Origin of the sequence: Caenibacillus caldisaponilyticus, assembly GCF_002003465.1 — a bacterium.
GTDB lineage: Bacteria > Bacillota > Bacilli > Bacillales > Sporolactobacillaceae > Caenibacillus > Caenibacillus caldisaponilyticus.
This window is the reverse complement of the sequence record NZ_BDDQ01000066.1, coordinates 1-17,607: the sequence shown is the minus strand read 5'-3', so window position 1 is coordinate 17,607 and position 17,607 is coordinate 1. Positions and strand designations below refer to the sequence as shown.

17 protein-coding genes, 1 tRNA gene and 2 pseudogenes are annotated in these 17,607 nt (G+C 50.7%); 14 read left to right on the top strand and 6 right to left on the bottom strand.

Features of this window, described 5'->3' with window-relative positions; all coding sequences use genetic code 11:
* Positions 1–751, bottom strand: a pseudogene (locus CCB157_RS18120) (IS3 family transposase); the annotation flags it as partial.
* A gap of 109 nt (positions 752–860) precedes the next feature.
* On the opposite strand from CCB157_RS18120, the gene CCB157_RS15185 reads away from it, so the two are divergent.
* Complete coding sequence (locus CCB157_RS15185) at positions 861–2,105, top strand: MFS transporter (protein ID WP_077616716.1); 1,245 nt, start codon at positions 861–863, stop codon at positions 2,103–2,105.
* A gap of 63 nt (positions 2,106–2,168) precedes the next feature.
* On the opposite strand, the pseudogene CCB157_RS15180 reads toward CCB157_RS15185, so the two are convergent.
* A pseudogene (locus CCB157_RS15180) lies at positions 2,169–3,287 on the bottom strand (IS256 family transposase).
* Between the two features lie 281 nt (positions 3,288–3,568).
* Between CCB157_RS15180 and CCB157_RS15175 the strand changes: the two are divergent.
* The gene (locus CCB157_RS15175; protein ID WP_077616715.1) at positions 3,569–3,880 is read left to right on the top strand and encodes a hypothetical protein; all 312 of its coding nucleotides are present in this window, start codon (positions 3,569–3,571) and stop codon (positions 3,878–3,880) included.
* Between the two features lie 441 nt (positions 3,881–4,321).
* Here CCB157_RS15175 and CCB157_RS15170 read toward each other — a convergent pair.
* Both CCB157_RS15170 and CCB157_RS15165 read right to left on the bottom strand, forming a co-directional pair.
* Positions 4,322–4,398: transfer RNA gene (locus CCB157_RS15170), tRNA-Pro, on the bottom strand.
* A gap of 113 nt (positions 4,399–4,511) precedes the next feature.
* Positions 4,512–4,895 carry a rhodanese-like domain-containing protein gene (locus CCB157_RS15165; protein ID WP_077616718.1) on the bottom strand — a complete coding sequence of 128 codons (384 nt, stop codon included), beginning with the start codon at positions 4,893–4,895 and terminating at the stop codon, positions 4,512–4,514.
* A 551-nt stretch (positions 4,896–5,446) separates the two neighbouring features.
* On the opposite strand from CCB157_RS15165, the gene CCB157_RS15160 reads away from it, so the two are divergent.
* From CCB157_RS15160 to CCB157_RS15150, 3 genes are all read left to right on the top strand, one after another.
* Positions 5,447–8,014: a vitamin B12-dependent ribonucleotide reductase gene (locus tag CCB157_RS15160; RefSeq protein ID WP_077616714.1), complete on the top strand. Its 2,568-nt coding sequence runs from the start codon at positions 5,447–5,449 to the stop codon at positions 8,012–8,014.
* A gap of 334 nt (positions 8,015–8,348) precedes the next feature.
* Positions 8,349–8,777, top strand: coding sequence for a transcriptional regulator MntR (gene mntR / locus CCB157_RS15155; RefSeq protein ID WP_077616713.1), 429 nt, complete (start codon positions 8,349–8,351; stop codon positions 8,775–8,777).
* A 198-nt stretch (positions 8,778–8,975) separates the two neighbouring features.
* Positions 8,976–9,863 (top strand): patatin-like phospholipase family protein, encoded by an 888-nt coding sequence (locus CCB157_RS15150; protein WP_077616717.1) that lies wholly within the window; start codon positions 8,976–8,978, stop codon positions 9,861–9,863.
* Positions 9,864–9,974: 111 nt separating this feature from the next.
* Here CCB157_RS15150 and CCB157_RS15145 read toward each other — a convergent pair whose 3' ends face one another.
* Positions 9,975–10,358: an SA1362 family protein gene (locus tag CCB157_RS15145; RefSeq protein ID WP_077616712.1), complete on the bottom strand. Its 384-nt coding sequence runs from the start codon at positions 10,356–10,358 to the stop codon at positions 9,975–9,977.
* 49 nt (positions 10,359–10,407) lie between these two features.
* Positions 10,408–11,349, bottom strand: coding sequence for a DUF1385 domain-containing protein (locus tag CCB157_RS15140; protein ID WP_077616711.1), 942 nt, complete (start codon positions 11,347–11,349; stop codon positions 10,408–10,410).
* A gap of 160 nt (positions 11,350–11,509) precedes the next feature.
* On the opposite strand from CCB157_RS15140, the gene CCB157_RS15135 reads away from it, so the two are divergent.
* The 9 genes from CCB157_RS15135 (at position 11,510) to spoIIIAF (ending at position 17,526) form a co-directional block, all read left to right on the top strand.
* Positions 11,510–12,016, top strand: a complete 507-nt coding sequence (locus CCB157_RS15135; protein WP_158077345.1) for a YqhR family membrane protein — start codon at positions 11,510–11,512, stop codon at positions 12,014–12,016.
* 77 nt (positions 12,017–12,093) lie between these two features.
* Entirely contained in the window at positions 12,094–12,534 is a 441-nt protein-coding gene (gene aroQ / locus CCB157_RS15130) for a type II 3-dehydroquinate dehydratase (protein WP_077616709.1), read from the top strand.
* 230 nt (positions 12,535–12,764) lie between these two features.
* Positions 12,765–13,322, top strand: coding sequence for an elongation factor P (efp, locus tag CCB157_RS15125; protein WP_077616708.1), 558 nt, complete (start codon positions 12,765–12,767; stop codon positions 13,320–13,322).
* A 273-nt stretch (positions 13,323–13,595) separates the two neighbouring features.
* A complete protein-coding gene (spoIIIAA, locus tag CCB157_RS15120) occupies positions 13,596–14,531 on the top strand; it encodes a stage III sporulation protein AA (protein ID WP_077616707.1) in 936 nt (311 codons plus the stop codon).
* The gene (gene spoIIIAB, locus CCB157_RS15115) at positions 14,528–15,040 is read left to right on the top strand and encodes a stage III sporulation protein SpoIIIAB (protein WP_077616706.1); all 513 of its coding nucleotides are present in this window, start codon (positions 14,528–14,530) and stop codon (positions 15,038–15,040) included. Before spoIIIAA ends, spoIIIAB begins: the two co-directional genes overlap by 4 nt.
* A 36-nt stretch (positions 15,041–15,076) precedes the next feature.
* Entirely contained in the window at positions 15,077–15,283 is a 207-nt protein-coding gene (gene spoIIIAC / locus CCB157_RS15110) for a stage III sporulation protein AC (RefSeq protein ID WP_077616705.1), read from the top strand.
* A gap of 12 nt (positions 15,284–15,295) precedes the next feature.
* Positions 15,296–15,685 carry a stage III sporulation protein AD gene (gene spoIIIAD / locus CCB157_RS15105; protein WP_077616704.1) on the top strand — a complete coding sequence of 130 codons (390 nt, stop codon included), beginning with the start codon at positions 15,296–15,298 and terminating at the stop codon, positions 15,683–15,685.
* 78 nt (positions 15,686–15,763) lie between these two features.
* A complete protein-coding gene (gene spoIIIAE, locus CCB157_RS15100; protein WP_077616703.1) occupies positions 15,764–16,888 on the top strand; it encodes a stage III sporulation protein AE in 1,125 nt (374 codons plus the stop codon).
* An 11-nt stretch (positions 16,889–16,899) separates the two neighbouring features.
* A complete protein-coding gene (spoIIIAF, locus tag CCB157_RS15095) occupies positions 16,900–17,526 on the top strand; it encodes a stage III sporulation protein AF (RefSeq protein ID WP_077616702.1) in 627 nt (208 codons plus the stop codon).
* Positions 17,527–17,607 lie beyond the last annotated feature (81 nt).

The window sequence follows — 17,607 nt, the reverse complement described above, 5'->3', positions numbered from 1 at the left end:
AAATCCATTACGGAAGCCAGGTAGCACCAACCGTCTCTCAAAGTATGAATGTACGTAATATCCGTAACCCATTTCTCGTTGATGGTTGTCGTTGAGAAGTCCTGGTTCAGCAGGTTATCGTGTTCTTCCATCTTGCCCTTATTGGAATGGGGACGGTACTTTTTTCTGATAATGGAATAAATGCCTGCAGCCTTCATCAAACGCTGAACCCGTTTCAGGCTGACTTTGAGCCCTTCTTTTTCAAGCATATGGCGGATCTTCGGCGCTCCGTACCTCTGCTTGCTTTCCGTATGGATTTTTCGTATTCTGTCTGTCAACTCCCGGTTTTCCCGTTTTGTTTTTGACTCTTTTTTTTGTTTGGATTGATAGTAGGTACTTCTCGGCACGCCAAGGACCGTACACATGGTTTTAAGGTCATAATGGTGTTTGGCTCTTATCTCGTCAATCATGGATATAACAGTGGTTTGATCTACTTCTTTGCGAATATGGCCATAGCTTTTTTTAAGATTTCGTTTTCCTCTTTCAGCCGGTGCAATTCTTTTTGCAGGTTCAGAAATTCTTCTGGGGTAAAAGAGCTCCCGTCATCCAGCTTAACCGGTTTTTGTTTTCTGATCCATTTGTAGATTGTCGTTTCAGACAGGCCATATTCGCTGCAGATCTGTTTTACTGGTGTTCCAGTTTGATAAAGCTCAACCACCATTTCTTTAAATTCAGCATTATAACTTTTACGTTTTTCGCTTGTGTTACCCATATCAGGACACATCCCTTCGTTAATATTATATTTCACTAAAGGGTGTCCATGAAACTATACTAGCATCAATCTTAATAAAAGTAATATTGGAAGAAACTGGTGAAGATAAATGGACATTAATTTTTTTCTCAAAAACAAGAACTTAACAACATACTACAGCACCTTAATATTTACTGCCTTAGCAGATACAATGTTTTTACTCACTATTACGTGGATTGGAGCCAACATAGGGGGAAATTATTTATCCTTTGTTCTTGGCTGTTGGACTGTTCCACGTTTTGTTTTTTTAATTTTAGGGGGGATTTTGGTTGATCGTGTTAACGTCTTTAGTATTCTACGAAATCTCCTTATTGCAAAATCAATATTAATTTTCACCTACCTAATACTTAGCCTTTATTTCGGCAGTCTTTATTTACTACCAATCTTTACTATTTTGTCAAGTATTGTTGATTCTTTTCGTTCGCCTGCTGTTCCAACAATAATACCTAGTTTTGTATCAAAAGATGAACTGGCAAAAGCAAATAAATATAGATCTTTATTTATACAATCATTTTCTCTTATTGGGCCCGTAATTGGAGGGGGAATCATCTCCACAACTTCAACAAGCGTATCACTTTTGCTTGTAGGAATATTGTACCTACTAGGAAGCTTTTTATTTATATTTATTAAATACAAAAATAAGGAAAGAAAGTCTATATATCAAAAAGGGATGTTATCACAAATTAAATCCGGTTACGTGATCGTCCTTTCACAACCCGTGATCAAGATTTTCTTGCCAATTATTTTTTTATCTAATATGTTTATGGCTATGGCCAACGATGTCGCATTACCACTGTTCGTTAATAATAGCCTGAAAGGCAACGCTTTACAATTTGGCGTGTTTTCTTCTTGTTTTGTCGCAGGATTAATAGTGGGAACCCTATTTTCAGAAAAAGTTCTTAAAAAAATGCGTGAATACAGAACCAGCCTAATATTAGTTGTACTGAGTGATTTTTCTTTTCTATGGATAGCCGTTATAAATCATTCATATTTATCCCTGTTCTTCATATTCGTTTCGGGATTATTACTAGGACCGGTTGGACCGATCTATATAACAAAAATGCAGCAGCTTATCTCGGAAGAACACTATGGGAAAAGTATGGCACTCGTTCAATACATGTCAAAAATTAGCGGACCGATCGGAATAGCTTTAGGAGGAATTCTTATTTCGCTTGTTAGCCCCGGTCAGGTCATTCTTTATAGTTGTTTAGGATCTGTTATTATCGGAATAATAATTTATATTTATTCAAGATCGATAAAGGATGTTTCAAATAATAAACATGATTTTAATTCACAGGGCATTAATAACTTATGAAGGTATCCCGAAATTGAACTAATAAATATCTGGGTTTGATTATTAATTACTTAGTGACAAGATTTATTTTTGAAGGATGGATGTTGGGTCCAAAAAGTTCTGTCCGCCAATGAGTTTTGCCATCGGCTCTTTGCTAAAGCAACGCCGTCCCACCATCCATTCCTCATGCTGTTCTTGTAAAATGGCTCCTGCAAGACGAATGACCGCGTCACGGTTAGGGAATATACCAACCCCTTCGATTCGGCGGCGAATCTCCCGGTTCAGGCGTTCCAACGAGTTTGTCGAACAGATTTGTTTCCAATGCTCACAAGGAAACGCCATATAAGCTAAGACGTCTTCTTCGGCCTGTTTCAGTACCTCCATCGCTTTAGGAAACCGTTCTTTCAGTTGTCGTGCCACAAGGGACAGTTTTTGTGTCGCAGCGGCTTGCGTCGGTTGGGCAAAAATGGTGCGTACAATCGCAGCATCATTTGAGAAGACTTGGGCACTTGGCTTAAAATATTGCGCGTCCCTAACACGGCACCGTTGCCAAGCGGATCCCCCCCCCATACGGTCTCTATGGCTGCCCGAAGCCCTTCATGCGTGTCACGAATGGCCAGTTTAACGCCACGCAGTCCCCTGGCGGCCAAACTTCGCAAAAACGCCAGCCAAAACGCGCCATCCTCGCTCGTTTCCAAATCAAAACCCAGGACTTCCCGTTCACCGGTATTTTTGATGCCAATCGCGATCACAAACGCCATAGTCTGTACACGCCCACTTCTTTGCAGATCCGGGAAACCTCGCTTTTGCTGATCCCGTTGATGCCTAAGGATTCAACCAACTCATCGACTTTCCTCGTGCTGACGCCATGAACATAGGCTTCCTGGACCACGGAAAGAAACGCTTTTTCAGCCCGTCGCCGCGATTCAAGATGGCCGGGGAAATCACTGCCTTTTCGCAATTTGGGGATCTTAAGGCCGATCGTCCCGACCCGTGTGTCCCATTCCCTGTTCCGATATCCGTTTCGATCATTCTTGCGGTTTTCGCTGCGTTAAAAACGTTCAGCACCAATGTGATGACTCACCTCTGCATCCATCAACACTTCAGCCAGTACTTTCAGGCTTCCCGTAAGAAATCGACATCCCCCTCCATGCCCATTTTTCGAATCAATTCCAACAGGGTAAACTTATCTATGGAAGCCATCGAGTTGCATCTCCTACTAATGGTTTTGGATTGTCATTTTTAGTAGATTGCACTCGATGGCTTCTTTGTCAATAAAGGGATTTAGAATTTACACCACTACTTGAGACTTTAACCTCGTAGCATATAGAATTGATAGAGGCTTTTATCCAAGAAGTTAAGATCTCGAATCTTTCCGACGGGTTGATCATGTTAGATCTTAAGTGCAACCGCAAGGAAGTGGTACTATTAAGAAGATTTTGGCTATTGTATTGATTATCTTGTGATCCGGCTGTTGTACAGAAATGGATAAACATCCAGCAAATAGGGCAGGCGAAAACCAAGAAAGCGGAACGAATGAAATCACAATTAAAATCGTAAATGGGGAAAAGGGCAAACGCTATTTTATCGAAGTTTCTACAAACGGGAAACAAAAAGGAGATTCTGCCGGGTTTCCAAAGGTTAAATATGTTATTACAAACGAAGAACAAGAAGCAAAAGCAAAGATGAACCTCAATATGACTTACAATATTAGCGTTTCTGATTCTAAAGTGAAAAATATGGAAGAATTTATGGCAAAGAAAGGGAAAGGAGCCGAACTGACAGGCCCTATCTAAAAAAGGTTGAGTTTATCCCCAAAAAGAAAACAAATGCGTTGATCATCAATTTAGAAAAGGAATAATGGCAGCGGCAAAATGGTTTCGATTTTAAATAACTTAGAAAGCCAATCCCTATGCCCTCATCAAGCGAGGTATTTATTTCGTTGAAGATATTGAAGGGGCGGCGCCCTCGCATTCCGGATTTCTTGCCGGGCACAAACCCCTTAAATTCGTTGAAGGTGAAGCGATAAGATAAGCTGGGATGGCCGGAAGGGATCAAGTGTTGAACGCACGATCTTGTTTGAATCCTGAATGGCAAATTTCAATAACAAAATAAAAATCACCTTTCTAACGTAAAGGTGATTTTAGCGGGTTTTTCGGGCCGTAAGGAGTTCTCTCACGACCACTATGAAATTTTGGGTATGTAAATGCCTCAAAACGCTTGTTATATTAATATAATGGTCGGGATGACAGGATTCGAACCTGCGACCTCAACAACCCCATTGTTGCGCTCTACCAAGCTGAGCTACATCCCGGTGCCGTGCGACAATGGTTTTTTTCGGGACGGAGCCTTTTCAAAAGCTCCGTCCTTTACATTACTTGGTTTTATAAAAAATGTCAATAGGGATTTTTTATTTCCCGTGCAAAATCATGTGTTTTTCTTTTTCACTTTGCCGGTCCAGCGCCGGAATCCGCCTTTAAGGACGTACAGTTCCTGGCATCCGTATTTCCTGAGCAGGTTCGCCGCCCGAACGGCGCGCGCCCCGCTGTCGCAGTAGAGGTAGACGGGCTTATCCTTGCGCACTTCTTGCCGGCGGAATTTCAATTGCGTGAGGGGGATGTTGCGCGCCCCCAGGATGTGTCCGTTATCGTATTCGTTCGCTTCGCGGACATCGATGAGTTGCGCTTTCCGATACCCTTGAATGAATTCGTCTTGGGTCAAAAATTTTATGTATCGATTTTGGTACAGCCTGCGGCCGGCCAAAAAAGCGGCATACAGCGCAACGACGACGAGAACGAGGATCCAACCCATATTTTTCTCCGACTCCTTCGCAACACACTTTTCGTATGGTTTCGTTAAAAATCTTTCATTCATCGCAAATGAATCAGCCTGAGCGGGCCATAAAAAGCCGCGCACGCGATGCGGGCGCGCCTCTGCGGCGGATGCCCCGGCCTGGCACCGTTTTGCCCTGCGAATATGGAAAAAAGAAAAAAGCCGTCTTCGCGTTCAGCGATCGCGCTCGACCGTCCAACGCTATTATACCTGTTAAATGGAGGCGAGTTCAAATGGAACGGGAAGATGGACAGAACCAAAGAACGGAGAAAAAAGCAATCGGCAAAATTTTTTATCTGGACGGATTTATCCCCGTTTCACCGACGTTTCCTGCCGCTCCCGTCGATTTTTGGCTTTTTTTGTTTTTGACAATCCACCGTTTATCTGTTCGAATATACAATATGTAGTAATGTTTAAGGGGTTGTCAACACAATATATTGTGGTATGATAGAGACACCTGCAATCTGAAATTTATTCGACACGATGGCGAATAAACAAGGATTGAAAAAGCCGGACAAGGGGGATGGTTCATGAGCGTGCTGACTGATGAGAAATTATATATTGACAAGGAATCGCTCAACCGGGATATCGCCATGTTTCCACAAGTCTTTCCGATTACGGATGATATGAAAATCACGCGATCGGGCGTTTCCCGGCTTGTGATGCTCGACCGGTACGCCTTCAAGGATATCGAGAAAAAGACGATCAAACCGGGCGATTTCGTCGTATTGACGGTGAAATCCGATCCGAAATTTCCCGCGCGCGGCCTCGGATACATAAGGGAGATCCACTGGGAAACCAACGAGGCGACGGTGGAAGTCCTCGATGAATACCGCCACGTTTTGGAAGACGAAGCGGAGCGGGAAACCGGCCTCATCCGCCGGTCGCTGGACGTCATCGATAAGCCGTTGGAAGTCTACTATGAACAAATCGCCAAGCGGAACGCGCGCGGCCTGGCCGCCGTCGAGCCGACGGAAGAAAAACGGAAAGAATCATTTGAAAAATTTTATGAACAGCTGGTCTCAATGAACTTTGTGCCGGCGGGGCGCGTCTTGTACGGCGCCGGCGCGGACATCAACGTCACCTTTTTTAACTGCTACGTCATGCCGTATGTGAAAGATTCGCGCGAAGGCATCGCGGAACATCGGAAAAAGGTCATGGAGATCATGAGCCGGGGCGGCGGCGTCGGCACGAATGGTTCCACGCTGCGGCCGCGCAATACGCTGGCGCGCGGCGTCAACGGCAAATCGTCCGGGTCGGTCTCATGGCTCGATGACATCGCGAAGCTCACCCATCTGGTCGAGCAAGGCGGATCGCGGCGCGGCGCGCAAATGATCATGCTGGCCGACTGGCATCCGGACATCATCGAATTCATCATTTCAAAAATGCAAAATCCGCGGATTTTGCGGTACTTGATCGAAACGTCGGAAGATGAACAAATCCGCCAGCTGGCGAAAGAAAAGCTGAAATTTACGCCGCTCACCGAAACGGAACGGGCGATGTATGAAGGCATCCTTCGGTACAAAGCGATTCCGGGCCACGGCGGTTTTCCGGAAAAAGTCATCAAGGAAGCGGAGAGGAAGTTGCGCGACGGCGGCCACTACGAGGTCAACAACCCCGACTTTTTGACCGGCGCAAACATCTCTGTATGCATCACGTCCGATTTTATGAAAGCCGTCGAAAACGACGAGGAATATCCGCTTCGTTTCCCGGACGTTGAGCATTACAGCCCGGAAGAAATGAGGATTTACAACGAGGAATGGCATGAATGCGGCGATGTCCGCGAGTGGGAAGCCCGCGGATTCAGGGTCCGTACGTACCGGACGATCAGAGCCCGCGAGCTTTGGCGGCTGATCAACATCTGTGCGACGTACTCGGCCGAACCCGGGATTTTCTTCATCGACAACGCCAACGATAAAACGAACGCCAAGGCGTACGGGCAAAAAGTGGTCGCGACGAACCCGTGCGGCGAGCAGCCGCTGGCGCCTTACTCGGTTTGCAACCTCGCGGCCGTCAATCTTGCCCAAATGGCGGACAAGAAAAACAAACGCGTCGACTTTGAAAAATTGAAGAAAACGGTGGAAGTCGGCGTCCGCATGCAGGACAACGTCATCGACGCCACCCCGTATTTCCTTGAAGAAACGCGGAAGCAAGCGTTGGGCGAACGCCGCATCGGCCTCGGCGTCATGGGGCTCCACGATCTGCTGATTTATTGCGAAACCGAATACGGCTCGGAGGAAGGCAACAAGCTCGTTGATAAAATTTTTGAAACGATCGCGACGACGGCCTACCGCACGTCGATCGAACTCGCCAAGGAGAAAGGAAGCTTCCCGTTCCTCGTCGGAAAAACCGAGGAAGAGACGCGCAAACTCCGGGAAAACTTCATCAACACCGGATACGTCAAAACGCTTCCTGAGGACATCCGTCAGGACATTCTAAAATACGGGATCCGGAATTCGCATTTATTGACCGTCGCGCCGACGGGCAGCACGGGCACGATGGTCGGCGTCTCGACGGGACTGGAACCTTATTTCTCCTTCACTTACTACCGGAGCGGCCGTCTCGGCAAGTTCATCGAAGTGAAGGCCAATATCGTTCAAGAATATTTGGACGAGCATCCGGAAGCCGATCCGGATCATCTGCCGCATTGGTTTGTCACGGCCATGGATCTGTCGCCCGAAGCCCACGCCGACACCCAATGCGTCATCCAGCGCTGGGTGGACAGCTCCATCAGCAAAACGGTCAATGCCCCGAAAGGCTATACCGTTGAGCAGGTTCAAAAGGTGTACGAACGGCTTTACCGCGGCGGAGCCAAGGGAGGTACGGTCTACGTCGACGGCAGCCGCGATGCGCAAGTGTTGACGCTCAAAGCGGAAGAAAACAGCTTTGACGAAGAGATCGACATTCCCGATACCACGGCCTCTGCGGACAAAAAGGTCGTTTTGGTCGACACGATCAACGAGCTGGACAAAACCGACGTGACTTACGGTTCGGAAATCGGCGATACGTGCCCGATCTGCCGGAAGGGAACCGTCGAAGAAGTCGGCGGCTGCCATACGTGCACGAACTGCGGTGCACAACTCAAATGCGGCCTGTAAGGCTTGAGGATATTCGGATACGGGAAAGGAGAGGGCGATTCATCGCCCTTTTCCCCATTCCCTCTCCGATCCCCTGTTCCGAGACCGAGACATCGAGTGACGGATGGGGCGGCCATTGCATTGAATAAAAAAGCGGTCCCTGCGCCGCCGCTCATCATGTGTTTCGGGCCGTCGGGGAATCGTGTCGGACACATCCGCATAAAAAATGGGCGAACGTGTCGATTCATCCCCTTGTCAGGCAAAAAGAGTTAGTGTATGCTTTTTTTGCAAGGGCTTTATCGGTAGCGGTTCGTTTTTGATCTCAAATTGAGGACTTTAGGCTAGGGGGAATCACATGACGCCGACACCGAGCATGGAAGATTACATTGAGCGCATTTATTTGCTCATCGAAGATAAAGGCTATGCCCGGGTTTCGGATATTGCGGAGGCGTTGGACGTCCACCCCTCATCCGTGACGAAAATGGTGCAAAAGCTTGATAAGGATAAGTATCTCGTCTATGAAAAATATCGGGGATTCGGATTGACGCCAAAGGGCAAAAAGCTGGGCAAACGCTTGGTTTACCGCCACGAACTGCTCGAGAATTTTTTGAAAGTGATCGGCGTAAGCCAAGAAAACATATATAAGGACGTAGAGGGTATCGAACATCATTTGAGCTGGGATGCGATCGACCGCATCGGCGATCTCGTCCAATTCTTTGAAGAAAACCCCGCGTCTCAAGAACGGCTGAGAGACATCCAAAACCGCAACAGCGAAGGGCTTTAAAGCCCGGCGCTCGCGCGGTTTTGTTTTTTCTATGAAGACGGCGGCGCGGAAACCCGGTTTGCAGGAGGCAAAAGGCGAGCGCGGAATGGAAGGCGCTCCGGGGGCTGCCCTAGGAACGATGGCTTCCGCATGCACGCGGAACGGCAAAGGTCTATTTCCCGCCCATTCCCATTAAATATTTAGGGAGGGGGGATGGCCGTGTGGATTGACGGCGTGTTTTCCGGAGGAGGCGTCAAGGGCTACGCGTTTGTCGGAGCGTTGGAAGTCGTCGAACGGAAAGGCTTTCGCTTTCGGCGGGTCGCGGGGACGAGCGCCGGCGCCATCGTGGCCAGTCTGATCGCGTCGGGGTTTTCGAGCGAAGAAATCCGCCGGGAAATGGATGAGATGAGCCCGGCCCTTTTTATGGACGTCAAAAACCCCGCCTATCGTTTTCCGTTTATCAAATGGATCACGCTTTATTGGCGCATGGGATTGTACAAGGGCCATGCGTTTGAGCGCTGGATGCGGAAGACGCTGATGAAAAAAGGCGTGAAGGAATTTTCCGATCTGCCGACGGATGCGTTGAAGATCATCGCCAGCGATTTGTCGCGCGGAAAAATGATCGTCATTCCTGACGATCTCGGGCTGTACGGCATCGATCCGTCCCGCTTTTCCGTGGCAAAGGCGGTGCGCATGAGCTGCAGCCTGCCGTTTTTCTTCGAGCCGGTTCCGCTATACAATAAGCGCGGCGAAAAATGCTTGATCGTTGACGGCGGGGTGCTCAGCAACTTTCCGGTTTGGGTGTTCGGAGATGAACAAGGCCTGCCGCTCAGGCCTTTTCTCGGCTTTCAGCTCAGCGCGCGCATGGATTCCTATAAGGCTGAGCCGATCAAAAACGCCGTCGATTTGTTTCACGGGCTGTTCACGACGATGAAAGAAGCGCACGACGCCAAATACATATCAAAATACGCCGCGACCAATATCGTCTTTATCCCGGTGGAAAGCGTCAAGGCCACCGATTTCAAGTTGTCCAAAGCAGACCGCGAGCAGCTCGTCAAAGTCGGAAGAGAGCGGACGATCGATTTTTTGAAATCCTGGCATTATTGAAAGGCTTCCATGATGTGTGCTGAAACGAGGGGGTTACCATTCCAAACGCATCGGGCTGCAAAACGGATGGGCGGCAGACAAAAAAATAAACGGTTCGGTTCGCCGAGCCGTCTATTCCAAGAAGAACAGTTTTTTTCTCCGCTTTTTCTTGCCTTCGATCACCGTGAGATGGTGCGGGTTTCGGTGTTTCAAGCGTTCCACGGGCCGTTTTTTGGAACGGGTTTTGGATGGAATCACTTGGAGGTGTGAAGCTCGGACGCCATGCTCGCGGTAACGTTTTTTCGACTGCCTGACCGCCCGGCGGTAGCCGGCTTCATCGCTCCCCTGCTGCCCGGTGAACGCCTTGAAGAGAAAGACGATGAAGCCGATGACGAAGATCGCGATGATGAGCCTTTCCATCAAGGCGGCGGGGTGGGTCGCCAACAGCGTGGCCAGGCCTATCAAGCTGAGCAATCCGACCGCACAGAACAATGCTTTAGACCACGAGAACTTCACAACGCTTACCTCCTTGGGGCGGGTCCGATGATCATGGGAAAACCCGCTTTCAAACGATTTCGCGTTCACCGGGTGATCCGTAAAGAGTCTCGCGCTTTCTCATCTCATTAAAAGCGGAGATCGCCACTTCAATCTGTTCGCCGTCGGGTTCTTTGGTCGTCAATAATTGCAGCCATAGGCCGGGGTAGCCGAGCCAGCGCAGCACCGGGATGTTTCGCAAGCGATTCGTCCACTGCAAAACTTCGTATGCGATGCTCAGATCAACCGGTATCAGCAGGATGCGCGATAACACTCTGAGCCAAAACGGATGAACCGGCACAAAAAAGTATAATAAGATGCTGATGATCGCGGTAAAGAGGATGTAACTCGTTCCGCAGCGATAATGGAGCCGCGATTGCTTTTTGACGTTCTCAATCGTCAGATCCTCGCCGTTTTCGAAGGCATTGATCACCTTGTGTTCCGCTCCGTGGTACTGAAACACCCTTTTGATGGGCGGCGCGAGCGAGATGAAGTAAATATAAGCGAGCAACAGCGTGACTTTAAAAACGCCTTCCAACAAAATTTGCGCCGTATCGCCGGGCACGAACGGCGTCAACAATCCGGCAAGTGCGGCTGGAACGAATGTGAACACGAACTTCCCGAACAGAAAGGAAAGGACGGCGGCGAAAGCGATGCCGAAGATCCATCCCCATTTCTTCTCCTCTTCCGGCTTGGCTTCGGCGCCCGGGGCGGCGGGATCGGCATCGTATTTTTCCGAGCTGAAGTTTAAATGTTTCGTTCCGATGATGCTGGATTCGAGGATCGCCACGATGCCGCGAATGAACGGCACCTTTTTCAACCTATTCAGTATAGGTTTATGGGTTTTCACGACTTCATAGAATTCGATCGATCGATCTTTGCGTCGTATAGCGGTGACGGTCGTATACCGGCCGCCCATCATCACGCCTTCGATGACGGCTTGACCGCCGTACAGAGGCCTCTTGCCGGACATCCTGATCACCCACCCTCAATGATCTCTTTAGTCGTCCCTCTTATTTTACTAGATAAACCCGCAACTCTCTAGGGCTGGTGATCGATCTTTATTTTTTCCTTTCGTCAAAAAAATATACCGACATTTTTTGGGCATAATGACGGATGGAGGTGTTTCGCACATGGATGGTCCGCATGGGAGGGGAAAAAAAGAAAAGTCCGAGAGGAATACGACGTACGGCCGCATCGTGCTGATCGGCGTTTTCGGCGCCGTCATTTGGGGGCTCGTCGGCTACCTCTCCTATCTTTTAAACTTTACCAAATACGGCCCTGCGTTAATCTTGACGCCGCTCTTTGGCGCCAAGGGTTATTTTAAAAGCGACGCTGCCAACCAATTTAGCGGCATCCTCGCCCTCGCCGTCGCTTCCATTTTTGTCGGCATCGTTTACAAATGGACGCTCGGCCGCGTGAAAATCATCTGGGTCAGCATCGCGTTCGGCCTCATTCTTTGGGTGTTCGTCTTCTACATTTTGCAGCCGTTGGTGCCGGGATTGCTTCCGGTGTCCAAACTTGATAGGAACACGATTATCACCACCCTGTGCCTGTTTGTGCTCTATGGCCTGTTTGTCGGGTATTCCATCGCCTATGATATGACATCGAGCGAGTCCAGCCGAACGAACGGCCAATGAGCGTGATTTAGGGTACTCAAACCCGAATCGCTATGGTAGAATGTTCGGGGATACCATCTTGTCAACGGGTGAATGCGATGCATCGTTATCTCGTTATCAACGGCCCAAACCTAAACGCGTTAGGCAGGCGCGATCCGGCGATTTACGGACACCGGACGTTGGAAGATCTCGTCGCCATGATTCAAAAGGTTGCCGCGGAGCTTGGCTGTTCGGCGGAATGCCGGCAGTCCAACCATGAAGGGGAGATCATCGATTGGATTCAAGCGAGCGCCGCTGCTTTCGACGGCATCGTCCTCAATCCGGGCGCCTATTCGCACTACAGTTATGCCATCCGGGACGCGGTTGCGGATTGTCCGCTCCCCGTCATCGAAGTGCACCTTTCCAACATTCACGCCCGGGAAGCCTTTCGCAACCGCTCGGTGATCGCTCCCGTCGCGGTTGGCCAAATCGCCGGCCTAGGGTTTGAAGGCTACGGTCTTGCCCTTCGATATTTGGAATCATACCTGTCTAAAGCTTGACAACGGGTCGTTCGGGTTGCCGTTCGGCGCCCGAGACGCGGCGGTCTCATGCAAAGGACAGGCATGCGGAGGAGCTTCATGAATGAGCGCAGGCTGCAGCCGCGAGGCCGCCGATGGAAGCCCATGCCCGCGCGTCACCCGTCTTAGCTTTCGTTAAAACCATATAAACGAACGTGTGATCGGGACGTCGGATCACCGACGGTCGGATTGAAGGAGGCATTTATCAGGACATGATTTCAGTCAACGATTTTCGCACGGGGCTCACGATCGAAGTCGACGGAGAAATCTGGTCCGTCATCGAGTTCCAACACGTCAAACCGGGTAAAGGCGCCGCCTTTGTCCGTTCCAAACTGCGCAATTTGCGGACCGGCGCCATTCAAGAGAAGACGTTCCGCGCCGGCGAAAAAGTCAACCGCGCCCATATCGATAAGCGCAAGATGCAATATCTCTATGCGAACGGCAAACAACATACCTTTATGGATCTGGAAACGTATGAACAAATCGAACTCGATGAAAATCAAATCAAAGAACAGCTCAAATTCCTGAAAGAAAACATGGAAGTCTATATCCAATTGTATCAAGGCGAAACGATCGGCGTCGAACTTCCGAATACCGTGGAACTGGAAGTCATCGATACCGAGCCCGGCATCAAAGGCGATACGGCATCGGGCGGATCGAAGCCGGCGACGTTGGAGACCGGCTATGTCGTCAACGTGCCGTTCTTCGTCAACAAGGGCGATGTCCTCATCATCGACACGAGAAGCGGCGAGTACGTCTCGCGCGCTTGATCCTATCAAAGTGCGGGAAGGATCGGCCAATGGGCCGATCTTTTTTTGTTTGATCACAAACGTTCCGACAAACGGCGCTGTCGGCCGATGGCGCAACCCGGAGGCGCGCCGGGTTGCCCTAGGTTTGACAGCGTCTTTTTTCTTTTCCCGCCGTGAATGTCTGATTTCCGGTCGACATCCAAAGGCCTTTAGGGTGATCCCCGTCGGCATAATGGGTACAGGCCCGCATATATTGGTGTTAAGAGAACAGGTTGATGAAACGAAGGTGGTTTCATGCAGTCCGTATGGCGGATATTGCCGCCCGACATCGCCGGGCCGATCCGGCGATTGCCGAGCGATCGGCTCGCCGGGCTTGAAGAGATCCGCTTGCGCGTCGGCCGGCCGGTGGAATTGGCGCTGGGCGGAACGCCCGTCTTTTTGGACTCAAGTCCCGCGTTTGATTTGAGCCATGTTCGCTTCGTCATCGACCGGCTCGGCGAATTTTCCCTTTACACCCTGGAAGAGGAGCTCCGGCGCGGATTTGTGACGATTCAAGGAGGGCATCGCGTCGGATTGTCGGGAAAAGTCGTGACGGAGAGCGGTCGCGTCAAAATGATTCGCGACATCAGTTCTTTTAATATCCGCATCGCCCGTCAAAAAATCGGCGCCGCCCGGCCGCTCGTCTCCCGTTTATTTCAAAACGGGCGCTGGTTGAACACGCTGATCGTCGGCCCGCCGCAAACCGGGAAAACGACGCTGCTTCGCGATTTGGCCCGGATCATCAGCGCCGGCGAAGGCCCGCACGCGCCGCTTAAGGTCGGCATCGTCGATGAGCGGTCGGAAATTGCCGGTTGCGTGAAAGGCGTTCCGCAGAACGATTTCGGCGTCCGCGTCGACGTGCTCGACGCCTGTCCGAAAGCGGAAGGGATGATGATGATGATTCGCTCGATGAGCCCGGACGTCCTGGTCGTTGATGAAATCGGGCGCCCGGAGGATGCCGAAGCGCTCATCGAAGCGCTGAACGCCGGAGTGACGGTCCTGGCGAGCGCGCACGGTTTTTCCTATGAACAATTGCTGAAAAGACCTTCGCTACGGCCGCTCATCCGCCACCGTTTGTTTGAACGGTTTGTCCTTCTCTCCAGGCGCCAGGGCCCCGGCAGCGTCGATTCCATATTGGACGAATCGGGACGGGCGATCCAGCGCGCGATGGAAAGGGTCGGCCGGCTTTGAAATGGGTCGGCGCGCTGTTGATCATCTTCGCCTCCGCGGCGATCGGCCGCTTTTTTGCCATGGCGTATCGCGACCGGCCGAGGCAGCTGCGGCAGCTGAGAACGGCGCTGCAGTCGCTTGAGACCGAAATCACCTACGGTTTATCGCCGATCGGGGAAGCGGCCGAACGTTTGGCGGACCAGCTTCCGGAGCCGGGGAAAAGCTTGTTTGCCACCTTCGCCGACCGTTTGAATTCGGGGAATTATCATTTGCCGGCCGCTTGGAAAGCGGCGCTCGATGAGGTGTGGCCGCACACCGCCCTGAAAAACGCCGAGCGCGAAATCTTGCGCCAATTTGGTGAGACGTTGGGCCAGTCCGACCGCGAAAACCAACAAAAACAGATCCGGCTCGTCTTGTCGCATCTTGAGCGCGAAGAAAACGACGCGCGCGAAGACCAAGGCCGGTATGAAAAAATGTTGAACAGCCTCGGTTTGCTCGCCGGATTGTTGTTGGCGCTCATCTTGCTTTAAGCGGCGAACGAAACCGCGGCGCTGGGAGGTGCGATCATGTCGCTGGACGTCAATACGATTTTTCAAATTGCAGGAATCGGCATTATCGTCGCCATGATTCAAACCGTTCTGAAACAAATGGGGAAAGATGATTGGTCGCAGTGGGTGACGCTCATCGGTTTCGTCGTCATTCTGTATATGGTCGCCTCCCTGATCGGAAACCTCTTTGATAAGATCAAAGACGTTTTTCTCTTTAACGGATAGGGGGGATCGGCCATCGAAATCTTGCAAATCGTCGGCATCGGCTTGATCGCGACCTTTTTGACCCTCGTTTTAAAAGAACACCAGCCGGTGGTCGCCTTCTTGTTGGTCATCTTTGTCGGCGCGTCGATCTTTATTTTTTTGATCGGCAAGATCCAGCAGGTGATTGAAACGCTCGAGAAGATTGCGGCCAACGCCCACCTGAATATGGTCTATGTCGAGACGATTTTGAAAATCGTCGGCGTGGCTTACATCGCCGAGTTCGGCGTGCAAATCGCGCGCGATGCCGGGCAGGGAGCGCTTGCTTCCAAGCTGGAACTGGCGGGAAAAGTTCTCATTCTCGTCATGGCGATCCCCATCATCACCGCGATCATTCAAGCGGTGCTCGGGTTGATGCCGCGATGAAGCCCGTCGAAATCCGCGACGAAACGGTCGGGCGCCGGCGCAAGCGGTTCATCTTATGCCTTTTGGCCGCGTTTTTTTTTGCTTCCCACCTCGCTCGCGGCCGCCGAGACGCCCGTGGAAAAACGGGTGGACGAGCAGTTGTCGGGCCTCAACTTCGACGGCATCAGCGAATATTGGCAGAAGGTGGTCGACACCTATGGCGGTTTTTTGCCCGAGAGCCGAAATCTCTCTTTTAAAGATCTGTTGGCATCCCATCCCAACGGTTTGTTCGGGAAGTGGCTGAAGGGAATTGGCCTCTATCTTTTGCAGGAACTCGCGGTCAACGGAAAACTGCTCGGCACGTTGATCATCCTGACGATTTTTTCGATGCTCTTGCAGGCGATCCAAAACGCTTTTGAATACCAGACGGTTTCCAAGATCGCCTATTCCGTCATCTATCTTGTCCTTATCATCGTCGCGCTTAATACGTTTAAAGTGGCGATGGATTTAACGACAACGGCGATCCAGGACATGAATCATTTCTTGCTCGCGCTGATGCCGCTCATTTTGGCGCTGATGGCGACATCCGGCAGCGTGGCGTCCGTCGCTTTTTTTCACCCGCTCGTCGTTTTTCTCATCAATGTCAGCGGCTGGTTGGTTTCGAGCTTTGTTCTGCCGCTCATCTTCATGTCAACGCTGCTGCACATCGTGAGTTCGCTCACCGAACATTATAAGGTCACGCAGCTGGCCAACCTGTTGCGAAACGTCGCGCTCGGCACACTGGCCGTTTATTTCGCCGTTTTCTTGGGGGTCATGTCGGTTCAGGGCATGGCGACTTCCGTTTCCGACGGCGTCCTCGTGAAGACGGCCAAATTCATCACCGGCAATTTCGTTCCGGTCGTCGGCCGGATGTTCACGGACGCCGCGGATACCGTCATTGGGGCGTCCGCTCTCGTCAAAAACACGATCGGCATCGCCGGCTTATTGATCCTCGTTTTCCTCGTCGCTTTTCCAGCCGTCAAAGTCTTTGCGCTCACCGTCATTTACAATTTGGCGACGGCGCTGTTGCAGCCGCTCGGCGGCGGTCCGGTCATCCAATGTTTGTCGATCATGGCGAAAAACATGCTCTACATCTTCGCGGCGCTTGCCATCGTCTCCACCATGTTTTTTCTTGCGGTGACGATCATCATCGCATCGGGCAACATGTCGCTCATGATGCATTAGGAGGGTCCGACGTGACGGCCATTTATCAATGGGTCTCCCAAATCATCTTGTTGATCATGCTGGCGATCGTTCTCGATATGTTGCTTCCGAACGCCAGTTTTCAACGCTATGTGAAAATGGTCATCGGGCTCGTGCTCATCGTCGCCCTGCTCAGCCCGGTGATGGCGCTCTTCAAAATGCCGGCCGAAGCCCTCTTTCGCCACATCACGGCACCGAGCGGAGACGATCCTCTGAAATCTTCGCTTGAAACCAAGAAAAAAGAAATAGAAACGGAGACGCGCGCATATATTCATAACCAAATGGCTGTCCAATTAAAAAATTATGCCGAAGAGGAGTTGATGCGCCGTTTTCACTACACCATCGTGTCGATCGACGTGACGGTGGATGACGACCACCCCGAAGATCCTGTGAAGAAAGTCGCGGTTGTGCTCGGACAAGCGAAGTCCGATTCGGAAAAGACGTTTGAGGCGGTGCAACCCATAGAAGCTGTTCGCGTCAACGTATCAAAGGACTCCGATGCTTCCGAGGAACCGGGCGCTGCACAACGCATGGAGGATGTCCGGAATTTTTTGGCGAAGACGTGGGGTGTTCGGCCCGAACGCATTGCCGTCCGCAGCGAAGAAGGAGGCCGGGGCTAAGTGTCACCGCGGGACTTGTTGGACCGACTTATTAACGGGAATAAAACCGCAAAAAAATCCTCATCGCTGAAGACCTTGTTC

Bases quoted from the DNA above. Each gene is read 5' to 3' on its own strand.
- mntR (WP_077616713.1), top strand. From the start codon at position 8,349: ATGACGCCGACACCGAGCATGGAAGATTACATTGAGCGCATTTATTTG.
- CCB157_RS15185 (WP_077616716.1), top strand. From the start codon at position 861: ATGGACATTAATTTTTTTCTCAAAAACAAGAACTTAACAACATACTAC.
- CCB157_RS15165 (WP_077616718.1), bottom strand. From the start codon at position 4,895: ATGGGTTGGATCCTCGTTCTCGTCGTCGTTGCGCTGTATGCCGCTTTT.
- spoIIIAA (WP_077616707.1), top strand. From the start codon at position 13,596: ATGCAGTCCGTATGGCGGATATTGCCGCCCGACATCGCCGGGCCGATC.
- CCB157_RS15135 (WP_158077345.1), top strand. From the start codon at position 11,510: ATGGATGGTCCGCATGGGAGGGGAAAAAAAGAAAAGTCCGAGAGGAAT.
- spoIIIAC (WP_077616705.1), top strand. From the start codon at position 15,077: ATGTCGCTGGACGTCAATACGATTTTTCAAATTGCAGGAATCGGCATT.
- aroQ (WP_077616709.1), top strand. From the start codon at position 12,094: ATGCATCGTTATCTCGTTATCAACGGCCCAAACCTAAACGCGTTAGGC.
- CCB157_RS15175 (WP_077616715.1), top strand. From the start codon at position 3,569: ATGGATAAACATCCAGCAAATAGGGCAGGCGAAAACCAAGAAAGCGGA.
- CCB157_RS15160 (WP_077616714.1), top strand. From the start codon at position 5,447: ATGAGCGTGCTGACTGATGAGAAATTATATATTGACAAGGAATCGCTC.
- efp (WP_077616708.1), top strand. From the start codon at position 12,765: ATGATTTCAGTCAACGATTTTCGCACGGGGCTCACGATCGAAGTCGAC.
- CCB157_RS15140 (WP_077616711.1), bottom strand. From the start codon at position 11,349: ATGTCCGGCAAGAGGCCTCTGTACGGCGGTCAAGCCGTCATCGAAGGC.